Source organism: Planococcus sp. BI3 (assembly GCF_056680115.1).
The window spans coordinates 1,426,948-1,439,846 of sequence record NZ_CM155266.1 but is presented as its reverse complement, the minus strand read 5'-3'; the positions used below and the strand labels follow the sequence as shown (position 1 = coordinate 1,439,846).

The window sequence follows — 12,899 nt, the reverse complement described above, 5'->3', positions numbered from 1 at the left end:
TGTGTGGGTTTTGTGTTTTAGCAGAGGGTTTGGCGGCTTTACCTCACCAGGTTACGTTTCTATCTGAGAGAGGTGATGCTTCTACCTTAACTTTTTACTTTTCTACATGAAGCTTTCGTATTTCTATATGAATTTTTGAAAATATGATGCGAAAAGAGTCGATATGGTGAGTGAAAGATCCATTACTGGGTGTGTGCCACGTTCTGTCAGAAACCATCGCTTTCTATTTTGGGCTGTTCGCCATGCGGACAGCTTCCATACATGGGCTCGAGCTTTTATAAAACAGGTGAAATGCGGGTAAGAGAGCAAAAGGTTCAGGTATAGCCAGTAAGCGTTTAGGTAGCCGCGCCAAAAGTTTATATAGGAAGCTCAAACAGTAAGGGAGAGCCAGGATCCGCTGCGCTTCTCTGGTATGGCCGCTTTTCGCCTGCGAAAAGCATAAGAACAACTCATTTTTCCATCACTGCCTCGAATGAATAGAACAGTGATGCCTCCACTTTTATTCATATTGAGAAGACCTCTGAAGCGATTTCTTTCCCTTTATACGGACTTAAATTAATTCAACACAAAAAACGAAGCAACGCCGGTGAGCGCTGCTTCGTTTTTTATAAGTATGTTTTAGTTGATCTTATTAGCTATTGCAGGAATCACAATGAGTACCATAACATTCATGCTGCTCTTCCATTTTTTCTCCACAAGATACGCATTGTTTCGGGGGCAAGTTCTTGAAAAATTCGACTACGTTTTCAATCATAACTTCCATCTCCTTTTGTTATAGTACTGTTGTTGTTTAAGTAAGTGTATTATAACAGTTTGGATTCGTCAACCCTAAATCGTGAATTTATTTGAAAAATCCGTTAAACTAGGGAGAGGAACGCAGCCAAAAGGAGAGAGATTATGTATTTCGTAGACAACAAAGGCATTACTGACCCACGAATCAACTTGGCAATTGAAGAATATCTGTTAAAAACAATGAAGGTTGAAGAGGATCCATTCCTTCTGTTCTATATCAATGAACCTTCGATCATCATCGGCAAGAACCAAAACACATCGGAAGAGATCAATACGGATTATGTAGATTCCAACGGCATTCATGTGGTTCGCCGCTTGTCCGGTGGCGGAGCGGTTTACCATGATCTTGGAAATTTGAATTATAGCTTTATCACAGTGGACGATGGCAACAGTTTCCGCAATTTCCGTAAGTTCACGGAGCCTGTGGTAAAGGCGCTTCAAAGCCTTGGCGTCGATGCTGAACTTTCTGGACGCAATGACCTGATGGCGGAAGGCCGGAAAGTATCAGGCAATGCGCAATTTTCAACCAGAGGCCGGATGTTCAGCCACGGCACCTTGATGTTTGATACTGAAGTGGACGCGGTAGTATCTGCGCTGAAAGTCAGCAAAGAAAAAATTGAATCGAAAGGCATCAAGTCGATCCGCAGCCGCGTAGCGAATATTTCCGAGTTTCTGCAAGAGTCGATGTCCGTGACGGAATTCCGCAATGCGATTCTGCATTTGATTTTCGAAGGCGAAGAAAATGTCCGCTATTATGAACTGACGGATGAAGATTGGGAAAACATCCATGAATTGTCGAAAGAGCGCTATGGCAATTGGGACTGGAATTACGGCAAGTCGCCTAAGTTCAACATCAAGCATTCCCACCGCTTCCCAGTAGGCGGCATCGATGTCCGCCTGCATGTGGAAAAGGGCATTGTCCACGACGCTAATATTTATGGTGACTTTTTTGGAGTCGGTGATGTATCTGAAATTGAACAGGCGATCATCGGTTCAAAATATGAGCGTGCTTCTTTGGATGAAGCGATTGCCGGCATCGACATTCCAAAACTTCTTGGCGGCATCACGACAGAAGAGTTTTTGAAATTAATTTACTAAGAATTGTCCGGAGCCTGCATTTATGCAGGCTCTTTTGTTAAAATGGAAAGAAAAAGAAAGGGGGAATCATTGTGGCTATTCAACGGATCTTCATTGTAGAAGATGATTTGAAAATTGCAGAGTTATTGGCAGAGACCTTGCGGAAATACCATTATGAAGTGGAAACTGCAAAAGATTTCGATCAAATCATCGAAGAATTCGAAGCTTTTGATCCCCATTTGATTTTACTCGATATCAATCTGCCTTCTTATGATGGTTATTATTGGTGCCGTCAACTCAGGCAGCAAACCACTTGCCCCATTTTATTCATTTCAGCCCGTTCAGGAGAAATGGATCAAGTCTTCGCGTTGGAAAATGGCGGAGATGATTTTATTACGAAACCTTTCCATTATGAAATCGTCCTTGCCAAAATAAGAAGCCATTTGCGCAGAGCCTATGGGGAATATGCGCCGAAACAAGAAGAGCGGTCGATCAAGGCAGGGCGCATTGAATTATTCATGGAACGGATGGAGCTGCACGTAAAGTCGGAAGCCATTCCGCTGCAGAAAAAAGAATGCACGATATTGGAGCTCCTGTTGGCCAATTACCCGAAAGTGGTGACGCGGGAACAGCTGCTGGAGGAATTATGGGATGACCAGGCATTTGTGGATGAAAACACTTTGAATGTCAATATGACAAGGGTCCGTAAAAAACTTTCCGATTATCATGTGCTATCCGCCATTGAAACGGTAAGAGGGGCCGGATACCGTCTGCTGCTCCATGAGGAGGAAGCCTGATGCTTCGATTATTCCTGAAAGAGCATGCAGCGTTCATCGTTTTCCAAATTGTGCTGGTGGCATTTATCATGATGCTGTATTGGCTGGATGGCTTCCGCAATCTGGATACGGCCATCTATTCGTTTGTCATCAGCAGCGTGCTGGTAGTGACGTTCCTGACGGCGCGCTTTGTCAAACGCTATCAGTATTATCAACGGATTTTGGCAAAGCCGCTGAGTATGGATCACGCCTTGCAGCGCGAAGGGAAATCGCCCGAACAAATTCAAAATGAAATTTATCTCCAAGAGCTGTATCGCCTTTACCAACACGAGGTGCAGTCATTATACGCAACCCAAAATCGCCATCTCCAGTTCATGAACCAATGGGTGCATCAGATGAAAACGCCTCTATCGGTCATGCATCTGTTGCTGCAGGAAGAGCAGGAGCTGGATAAAAGCAGTGTCCGTGAAGAAATGGACCGGCTGAAAGCCGGGTTGGATACGGTATTGATGAATGCGCGATTGGACACGTTCGAGCAGGACATGCAGATTGAGCAGGTTGCTTTGCGGTCATTGGTCAGCGAAGTGGTTACTGAAAACAAACGGCTGTTCATATCAAAACGCGTTTATCCGGAGATTTCAATCGGGGAAGAGCATATTGTCGCGACCGATCAGAAATGGATGAAGTTCATCATCGGCCAATTTTTGACGAATGCGGTCAAATATACGTTCGAACCCAATAAAAAAGTGATGATAGCGGCCGAATGTGCGAATGGCAATACCTTGCTGACGATACAGGATGAAGGGATAGGCATCCCTTCTTCCGATTTGCCTCGCATAACCAAAGCATTTTTCACTGGAGAAAATGGACGGAAAACAGGGGAATCCACTGGAATGGGCTTGTATTTGGCGAATGAAATTTGCCGGAAGCTGGGTCATGAACTGTCCATTTCTTCTGTTCAGGGAAAAGGGACGACCATCTCTGTTTTATTCTTCAATCAAGATCTTGCAACACAGGAGGAAAACGATGACAATAGTGAAAATCGACGAAGTGACAAAAATATACGAGGGCAAAGTGACGCACCGGGCAGTCAACCAGTTGAGCTTCACAGTGGAAAAAGGTGAATTTCTGGCAGTGATGGGACCTTCAGGCAGCGGGAAAACGACCTTGTTGAATCTGATTTCAACCATCGATTCGTTGACTTCCGGGGAGATTTTGATCGATGGCACCAATCCGCATTTATTGGACAAAAATGAATTGGCGCTGTTTCGCAGAAGAGAATTGGGTTTTGTTTTTCAGGACTTCAATTTATTGCAGATGCTGACCGTTGAAGAAAACCTGGTGCTGCCGCTGACCCTTGATTACGTGCCCATCGATGAAATGGCGCGGCGGGTTCTGATCATCGCCAAACGTCTTGGGCTGACATCGATTCTCCATAAGAAACCAAATGAAATTTCTGGAGGCGAAGCACAACGCACAGCAATCGGACGTGCGCTTATTCATCAGCCGGCACTTATACTGGCTGATGAGCCGACAGGCAACCTGGATTCCAAATCATCGCGTGATGTGCTGGAGATTTTGTCGAATGCCGCCAACGACAGTGATACGACTATCATCATGGTTACGCATGATCCGATTGCGGCAAGTTACTGTGATCGTGTGCTTTTCATCAAAGATGGTGAATTTTTCAACGAAATTTACGGAGATGAACGGCGCCAGACCTTTTATCAGCGGATTTTGAATGTCTTGTCGCTGCTGGGAGGATCCGTAAATGACATTTCGGCAACTCGCTTACCATAACGTTGTCCGCAACCGAAGAAACTACGCGGCTTTCTTTTTAGCCAGTGTTTTTTCAGTCATGGTATTTTTCGTCTACTCGATGTTCATTTTCCATCCGGCATTTGAAGAGGAAGGTTTGCGGTTATTGGCAATCCGGGGAATGCTGATTGCCGAAGTTGTCCTTTACATTTTCACTTTATTTTTCCTGTTTTACTCGATGAGTGCTTTTTTGCAGGCTCGGTCAAAGGAATTTGGAGTGCTGATGCATTTAGGGATGACCAAAAAACAATTGAACAAACTGATTTTCTTTGAAATGCTGATTCTCGGCACTGTTTCAACTGGGACAGGCATCGCTTTCGGCTTTGCTTTTTCAAAATTCTTTTTCATGATTGGCCGCGAAATCATGGAGCTGGATGACTTGCCGCTATACGTCTCGTGGGAACCATTCCTACTGACGATTGCCGCGTTTGCCAGTTTGTTCGTCATTATTTCATTCATCAGTGTCGGGTTTATCCGCACTAAGCGGGTCATCGATTTACTGCAGGGTTATTGGAAGGTCGAAGAAGAAACGAAGTCGTCGACAGTCCTGTCCGTTATGGGAATTGTCTTTTTAGCGATTGCCTATACTTTCGCTGCGAATGTTTCCGATCGGACAGTCTACCAGATGATTTTCATCGTCCCGCCACTTGCCACTTTCGGCACGTATTTATTTTTTACCCATACACTCCATTCCTTTTTGCGGTTGTATAAACGCAACAAGCATTTTTATTGGGAAAAAACGCGTTTGGTGTCATTGGCGGAGGCCTCGGTTAAGCTGAAAGACAGTGCACAGATGTTCTTCATTGTCACGATTGTATCCACTGTCGCTTTTTTGACAGTGGGAACCTTGGCGTCTTTTATGTCCTACACAGGGGATTTCCGCGAATCAAATCCACTCGGGCTCGTCTATATTTCATTTAATGGCAATGAACAGGAAGCGGCGCATGTCGAACATCTGACTAGCCAGCTGGAAAATGAACAATTGTCCTATGATATGGTTGAACTGACGGTCAAGCGCCAAACATCCGGGGCTACTGGAAATGACGTCGATATTTTATCCCTGTCCGAATTTAACCGGTTAGCGGCTGCGCTTGATTTTGAACCGGCTCAATTGCAGGAAGGCGAAGGGATGTTTGTGCCGTTCTCTTTGGATTCTTTAAAAGAGCTGGAGAGCACCAGCGTCGACACGGTCCTGTTTGAAAGTGATGTGCCACTCTCAATCGGATCGACTTATCCGCATGTCGTTTTTCCCATTCATACTTTGAATGTCAATACGATTGTTGTCAGTGACGCCGACTATGAAGCGATCGATGAACCTTTGTTGGGATATGAAACAGGAGCGTCGGACTTTACTTATTATGCCTTTGACGTGTTGAATTGGACCGAAACGATGAATATCGGCAATCAATTGACAGAAACGGTGAGCGAAGCGGTGGAAACCGCTGATTTTAATGGAGTAAACTTTTTCTTTGAAAATCCTGGCGATGATTATCGCTGGTTTAAATCTTCGTTCGCGTTGCTGTTGTTTATCGGCGTCATGGTGGCAGCTGTTTTTCTTTTGGCAGCTGGCAGCTTTATTTATTTTAAATTGTACACAGGCCTTGAGCGCGATCGGAAACAATACCAACTGCTGATCCGTCTGGGCATGACTGACAAGGAATTAGGAAAAATCATTAATCGCCAATTGATTCCCCAATTCTTTTTGCCATGGGTCCTGGCGCTGCTCCACAGTGCTTTTGCTTTTATTTCGCTGCAGGTAGTTTGGGAGGAATTTGCGGAATTATCGATTCTTAGTGAAATGGCCATTGTACTGGGCGGATTTACAGTTGCCCAGATTCTATACTTCTTCTTGATTCGTTGGCGCTATCTGGCCCACCTGCAGGCACCGTAATTTTGCGGTGTCTGTTGTATTGTCTGAAGATTTATTTTATAATGAAAACAGATTAAAATATGAATGAGTATTCATTCAACACGAAAGAGGGATGGAAATGAATTTAATGTCGCGCGTTCATGATATTGCAGAACAGGATTCCGCAAGAATCGCCTACAGTTTTATGGGGAAAGATACAAGCTATGGGGAATTTGATCAGTCGGTTGCTGTGTTTGCCGGCGCTTTACAGGGATTAGGCGTGGAAAAAGGGGACCATGTCGCATTTCTTCTAGGCAACACACCACATTTTTTGATTTCTTTATATGCCACCATGCGTTTAGGGGCTACTGCGGTTCCAATCAATCCTATTTACAGCCCGGATGAAATCGCTTACATAGTCAATAACAGCGACGCCAAAGTAGTGGTGGCACTGGATATGCTCTTGCCGCTTGTAGAGAAAGCGCATAAAGCCTTGCCTGCTGTTGAATCTTATATCATCTGTGAAACAGATCCATCGACACCGGAAAAAATGGCGCAATTGCCTGAAGATGTGAAAGGCAAAGTCCATTCATTTACAGCGCTGTTAGGGAAATCAGCACCGCATACCGAATTTGCTGACGTTCAAGCAGATGATAATGCCGTTATTTTGTATACTTCCGGCACAACTGGAAAACCGAAAGGTGCCATGCTGACACACCAGAATCTCTATTCAAATGCACGTGATGTTGGAGAATATTTGCAGATCGGCGCAAATGACCGGGTAATCGCCACGTTGCCGGTGTTCCACGTATTTGCACTGACGGTTGTTGTAAATGCCCCTCTGTTACAGGGGGCGACGATTATTCTAGTGCCTCGCTTTAATCCGAAAGAGGTATTCGAAGCCGTCAAGACTTATAAGGCAAACGTTTTTGCCGGAGTTCCGACCATGTTCAATTTCATGAATCAATTACCGGATGTCGATCCGGCAGATTTCGCTTCTGTCCGCTTGGCCGTTTCCGGTGGTTCCGCTATGCCGGTAGCTTTGCTGCATAGCTTTGAAGAAAAGTTCAATGTCCGGATTTCAGAAGGCTATGGTTTGTCGGAAGCTTCACCGGTTACCTGCTTTAACCCGATTGACCGCGAGCGGAAAGCAGGCTCGATCGGAACATCCATCATCAATGTGGAAAATAAAGTCGTCAACGAATTAGGCGAAGAAGTGGCCGCAAATGAAGTTGGGGAACTGATTGTCCGTGGACCGAATGTTATGAAGGGCTATTACAAGATGCCGGAAGAAACTGCGTCGGCGATTCGTGACGGCTGGTTGTATACAGGTGACTTGGCCCGTGTCGACGAAGAAGGCTATTTCTATATTGTCGACCGCAAAAAAGACATGATCATCGTCGGTGGCTATAACGTCTACCCGCGCGAAGTCGAAGAAGTGTTATTTGCGCATCCAGCGATTCTGGAAGCAGCGGTTGTCGGCTTGCCGGATCCGAATTTTGGTGAAGAAGTCAATGCCTATGTCGTGCTGAAAGATCCAGCTGTGTCAGTAGAAGAATTGAAAGCGTATTGTGCAGAGCATTTGGCGAAATATAAAGTGCCAAGACAAATTGAAGTCCTGGATGAACTGCCGAAAAATACAACAGGAAAAATCCTGCGCCGGTCACTGAAAGATCAGGCTATGCAGAAATAAGTTGGTTTAAGTTGGGCTCCGGCAGAAAAACCGGAGCCTTTTTCTGTTTGCAGGAAGAAAACGATCAGGCCCGTCTCTTGCGTATCGATAGGCTATTTTTAAAGAAAGCGGCACTGGTTTGTGGAATGCCCATAACAGAATCGTTAAAACAGTAGTTCAACTTTTATAACTTGCATCTGAATAGAATTTGATTGAAAAAACTGACATTTTTTATTATAGTTAAAGAGCAGTATTACGAATTTCGAAATAGTTGGGTCCGAGGAGGAAATGGAATGGCAAAAAAAGCAATTGAAATTAAAGATCTAACGAAATTGGTGTCCGTAACAGATCCCCGGATTTCCCCGGATGGGAAAAGAGCGGTATTTGTCCATACGCAAATTGACGAAGAGGAAAATACATATAGAGCCCACCTTCACCATATCGACCTGGAAACGGGCAAGCAGACCCAGTGGACGCATGGCAAGGAACGGGTGAGTTCACCGCGTTGGTCGGCCGATGGAACAGCCGTCGCTTTTTTATCGGATCGGGATGAGAAGAATCAATTGTTCGTCATGTCGGCGGATGGCGGGGAAGCACGTTCACTGACTGGTTTCGAAAAAGGGGTCAACGGATTTGAATGGGCGCCGTGCGGAACGAAGATCTGGTTTAATGCACTGGTGAAAGAAGGGAAGGCCTTCACTGATAAAGAAGAAAAAGTGGAAAAGAAACAGCCGGAACCGTACCATGTCGATAAGATGAAGTACAAGATGGACGGCATGGGCTTATTGCCTAAAGAATTCCATCGCCACATCGGATCGGTTGAGGTCGAGTCGAAGAATGTGGAACAGCTGACAGAAGGGAAATTCCACTACAGCCTGGAAGCTGTATCACATGATGGAAAGAAATTGGTTTACGGCGTAACACGTGAAGAAAACCTGGATTTTGTCTTCCGGCAGCCTCTTTACCTCTATGATGTGGAGACAAAGGAAGAGTCGGCATTGATCGAAGAAGACGGCTCCTTCGGGGGTGCGGCTTTTTCGCATGACGATTCGAAAGTCGCGTTTGTCGGCAGCACTCGGCAATACGAGAATGCGACGCATTCAGAAGTTTATGTGGCGGATTTAAGAGCCGAAACCCGCGTTTGCTTGACGGAAGCGCTGGATGTGCCTGTCGGCGACTACGTAGTGGCCGATCATCAACAGGGAGCAGCCGCGCCAGATGTTGTCTGGACAAAAGACGACCATCTGTATTTCCAGGTATCGACGATGGGGGACGTGCGCCTGTATTTTGCGTCGCTTGACGGCATGATTTTTCCAGCGTCTCCTGATATGGAGCATGTTTACGGCTATGACATTTCCAGTGACGGCGAATTTGCACTTGCAGCCATCAGCAATCCGGTCAATCCGGGTGAGTTGTACCGCTTGGTGATTGCGACGGGTGAACGCGAGGAGCTGACTCGCTTTAACCAGGAATTCCTGGAAGAGACGGAATTGATTGAAGCGCAGCCGATCATCACAAAAGGTGCGAAAGACTGGGCGGTCCACGGCTGGCTGATGAAGCCCTATGGCTATCAGGAAGGCCAGAAATATCCGCTGGTCGTCAATATCCACGGCGGACCGCACGCGATGTATGCCAATACCTTCGTCCACGAAATGCAATTGCTGGCCGCACGCGGTTTCGGCGTCTTGTATGTCAATCCGCGCGGCAGCCATGGCTACAGCCAGGAGTTCGTAGACGCGGTACGCAGTGATTACGGCGGCGGTGATTATGAGGACATCATGAATTCAGTGGATCAAATCGTGGAATCGAATGACTGGATTGATGGGGATCGTTTAGGCGTCACCGGCGGAAGCTATGGCGGCTTCATGACCAACTGGATCGTTGGCCATTCCACGCTCTTTAAAGCAGCTGTGACCCAGCGTTCCATCTCCAACTGGATTTCTTTCTTCGGCGTATCGGACATCGGCTATTATTTCAGTGATTGGCAAATCGGGGCGGATATGACGGATGTGGATAAGCTGTGGCAGCATTCGCCGTTAAAATATGTGAAAAATGTAAAGACACCTTTGCTGATCCTTCATTCTGAAAATGATTACCGCTGTCCGATCGAGCAGTCGGAACAATTATATGTAACATTGAAAAGTATGAAAAAAGAAACGGAATTTGTCCGTTTCCCTGAAGCCGACCATAATTTATCGCGGACCGGCAAACCGAACCTCCGCTTTGCACGTCTGGAGCAGATTACGGGGTGGATGGAAAAATACCTGTAACTAGAAAAACGGAGCGGCTTTTTCAGCCGCTCCGTTTTCTATTTACCTTTGAATACCGGTTTGCGTTTTTCGCCGAAAGCGGCAAGTGCTTCTACCCGGTCTTCTGTCGGAATGGTGATTTCGTACGCTTTGCGCTCGATTTGGAGACCTGTCTGCAAATCGGTGTTCATGCCGTTCTTGATGGCGAATTTCGCCTGTTGGAGAGCGATGGGCCCGTTGGCCAGAATCGAATCTGCAAATGCCCCGGTCACTTCCGCCAACTGGTCAAGTGCGGCCACTCGTGTCACCAGTCCGTATGCCAATGCCTCGGCTGATGTTAAGCGCCGGGCAGTCAAAATCAATTCCAGCGCTTTGGTTTCACCGATCAATCGCGGCAAACGCTGCGTGCCGCCAGCTCCTGGAATGATCCCAAGGCTGGTTTCCGTCAAGCCGAGAAGCGTGTCTTCTGCCACTATCCGGAAGTCGCAGGCCAGCGCCAGTTCCATGCCGCCGCCAAACGCAAAGCCGTTCATCATGGCAATGGTTGGCTGTGGTAAATTTTCAATTGTGGAAAAAACCTCGCCTATTTTAAAGAGATTGCGTTTGACCAGATCATCGGTCATGTTTTTGCGTTCTTTTAAATCTGCCCCTACGCTGAAGGCCTTTTCTCCTGCCCCTGTAAACACCACGACGCGGATATCGGGATTAATGCGGATTGCTTCCACGACCTGCCCCAGTTCGAGGAGCATGTCATAATTGAAGGCATTCAATGCCTCCGGCCGATTTAATGTGATGAAGGCTAGATTGTTTCGCTGTTCATAGTGAATTGTGTCCATTTTCATCCCCCTTGTGTCGTTCCATCCGTTAAAAACATACCACTTTTTGGACTATTTCGCTATCAGACTCTATAATGAAATCCATGGGAGGGACCGCACTTATGAATCAAATTACGTTTATCCGCATCTTCCGGATTGTCTGGTTGGCAGTCAAAATCTTTTTGCAAGTGACGTTCTTCCAAAAGCGAAATCGCGGCAATTGGAATCCACTGGTTGAAAAAAGATGGAATGAGATGATTACAAAGCAAGCAAAGGAATATAAGAACCTGGCGTTAAAGCTGGGGGGACTCATGATCAAGCTGGGCCAGTTCCTGTCAACACGGGCGGATATCATGCCGCCGTCGTTTCTTGCAGAACTGGAAGGCTTGACAGACCGTGTGCCATCGGTTCCAAAGAAGAGCATCGTCTCGGTGCTGGAACAGGAGTGGAACACCCCCCATATGAATTACTTGGATCACTTGTCGGATTCGGCAGTAGCATCCGCGTCAATTGGTGAAGTGTATAAAGGCGTGTTGAAAAACGGCATGGAAGTGGCCGTCAAAGTTCAGCGGCCAGGAACAGACCGCATTTTGCGCGCAGACTTTAAAGCCATCCGCATCGTCATCTGGATGGCTGAAAAATTCACTCCGTATGCCAAGCAAATTGATTTTAAATTGCTGTATGCGGAAATGACGGAGACGATTGGCGCTGAATTGAATTTCCTGAAAGAGCTTCAGAATGGCCGTGCTTTTGCGGATCGCTTTGACGCTATGGAAGGAGTTCGCATTCCGTTGTATTTTGATGAATTCACAACACGCCGTGTGCTTGTGATGGAATGGATCGAAGGCGCGCGCATCACAGATCTGGCATTCATTGAAAAGAATGAGTTGGACCGCCATGAGATTTCTGAACGCCTGTTTATTTTATTCCTGGAGCAGGTTCTATACGGCGGGCAATTCCACGCAGATCCCCACGGCGGGAATATCCTGCTGGAACCGGACGGCGGCATTGTGCTGATCGATTTCGGAATGATCGGCAATATCTCGAAAAAGGATTCCCAGGCAGTCTTGCGTGCAGCGGAAGGAATCATTTTCAAGAACTACGATCAAGTATTGGATTCGTTGGAAGAGCTGCGGTTCTTGCTGCCACAGGCAGATCGCGCCGTCTTGGGTGACGCGATTTCCCGGCTGGTAGCAGCCTATGAGTCCAACGAGCTGTCACAGATGGACAGCTTTGTCGTTGAGCGGCTGCTGAACGATATGCAGGAAATCGTCCGGACACAGCCGGTCCAATTGCCGGCAGAATTCGCCTTTTTCGGCCGGGCCGCTTCCATTTTCGTCGGCGTCTTGCATGTGTTGGATCCGAATGTGGATTTACTTGCACTTGCCCGTCCGCGAATATTGGAATGGGCCTCATCGCAGAAAGAAGGCAAAGGGATCTTTGGGAAAGAGGATGTTCTGCGCTGGGCGCTGAACGCTACCGGGCCTTTGCGTGTGTTGCCGCAGAAAGTCATTAATTTCCTGGAAGAACCGGAACGCCTTCGCCGCTATTATGAAAATCGGGATGGCCGGGAACGCGAATACCGGCGTGACCTGCAATCCCGTATGTTTGCCGGGATCTTCACGATTCTTTCATTCACCGGGATTTCAGTATCGGTATGGTTCTGGAATGAACCTTATCTCTGGGTATCGTCGGTATTTTTCGTCGGCTCTTTATGGGCGTACCGATCGATTAAATAGAGGTCAAAGCATCCCGGTTCTCTGGATTGGGATCTGGAGATTTGGTTAAATAAGAAAAAAGAGTTGCCGCTTGAAGTCAGTTTCAATGACTTCAAGCGGCAACTCTTTTTAT

The 12,899-nt window shown here is 46.7% G+C and carries 10 protein-coding genes; 8 read left to right on the top strand and 2 right to left on the bottom strand.

Annotation, left to right across the window (positions count from 1 at the left end; translation table 11 throughout):
* Nucleotides 1-631: 631 nt before the first annotated feature.
* On the bottom strand, nucleotides 632-754 hold the full coding sequence (yhfH, locus tag AC1MEO_RS07320; RefSeq protein ID WP_480335312.1) for a protein YhfH: 123 nt from the start codon (nucleotides 752-754) through the stop codon (nucleotides 632-634).
* A 143-nt stretch (nucleotides 755-897) separates the two neighbouring features.
* Here yhfH and lplA point away from each other — a divergent pair, with 143 nt between their 5' ends.
* The 7 genes from lplA (at nucleotide 898) to AC1MEO_RS07285 (ending at nucleotide 10,254) form a co-directional block, all read left to right on the top strand.
* Complete coding sequence (gene lplA, locus AC1MEO_RS07315) at nucleotides 898-1,890, top strand: lipoate--protein ligase (protein ID WP_480335311.1); 993 nt, start codon at nucleotides 898-900, stop codon at nucleotides 1,888-1,890.
* A 71-nt stretch (nucleotides 1,891-1,961) separates the two neighbouring features.
* On the top strand, nucleotides 1,962-2,666 hold the full coding sequence (locus AC1MEO_RS07310) for a response regulator transcription factor (RefSeq protein WP_480335310.1): 705 nt from the start codon (nucleotides 1,962-1,964) through the stop codon (nucleotides 2,664-2,666).
* Nucleotides 2,666-3,769: a sensor histidine kinase gene (locus AC1MEO_RS07305; protein WP_480335308.1), complete on the top strand. Its 1,104-nt coding sequence runs from the start codon at nucleotides 2,666-2,668 to the stop codon at nucleotides 3,767-3,769. Before AC1MEO_RS07310 ends, AC1MEO_RS07305 begins: the two co-directional genes overlap by 1 nt.
* Nucleotides 3,672-4,445 carry an ABC transporter ATP-binding protein gene (locus tag AC1MEO_RS07300; RefSeq protein WP_480335306.1) on the top strand — a complete coding sequence of 258 codons (774 nt, stop codon included), beginning with the start codon at nucleotides 3,672-3,674 and terminating at the stop codon, nucleotides 4,443-4,445. Before AC1MEO_RS07305 ends, AC1MEO_RS07300 begins: the two co-directional genes overlap by 98 nt.
* Entirely contained in the window at nucleotides 4,417-6,354 is a 1,938-nt protein-coding gene (locus tag AC1MEO_RS07295) for an ABC transporter permease (RefSeq protein WP_480335304.1), read from the top strand. The genes AC1MEO_RS07300 and AC1MEO_RS07295 overlap by 29 nt, the downstream gene beginning before the upstream one ends.
* A gap of 97 nt (nucleotides 6,355-6,451) precedes the next feature.
* Complete coding sequence (locus AC1MEO_RS07290) at nucleotides 6,452-8,005, top strand: fatty acid--CoA ligase family protein (RefSeq protein ID WP_480335303.1); 1,554 nt, start codon at nucleotides 6,452-6,454, stop codon at nucleotides 8,003-8,005.
* 272 nt (nucleotides 8,006-8,277) lie between these two features.
* The gene (locus AC1MEO_RS07285) at nucleotides 8,278-10,254 is read left to right on the top strand and encodes a S9 family peptidase (protein ID WP_480335301.1); all 1,977 of its coding nucleotides are present in this window, start codon (nucleotides 8,278-8,280) and stop codon (nucleotides 10,252-10,254) included.
* A gap of 38 nt (nucleotides 10,255-10,292) precedes the next feature.
* Here AC1MEO_RS07285 and AC1MEO_RS07280 read toward each other — a convergent pair whose 3' ends face one another.
* Complete coding sequence (locus AC1MEO_RS07280; RefSeq protein ID WP_480335299.1) at nucleotides 10,293-11,069, bottom strand: enoyl-CoA hydratase-related protein; 777 nt, start codon at nucleotides 11,067-11,069, stop codon at nucleotides 10,293-10,295.
* A gap of 101 nt (nucleotides 11,070-11,170) precedes the next feature.
* On the opposite strand from AC1MEO_RS07280, the gene AC1MEO_RS07275 reads away from it, so the two are divergent.
* On the top strand, nucleotides 11,171-12,787 hold the full coding sequence (locus AC1MEO_RS07275) for an ABC1 kinase family protein (protein WP_480335298.1): 1,617 nt from the start codon (nucleotides 11,171-11,173) through the stop codon (nucleotides 12,785-12,787).
* Nucleotides 12,788-12,899: the final 112 nt, after the last annotated feature.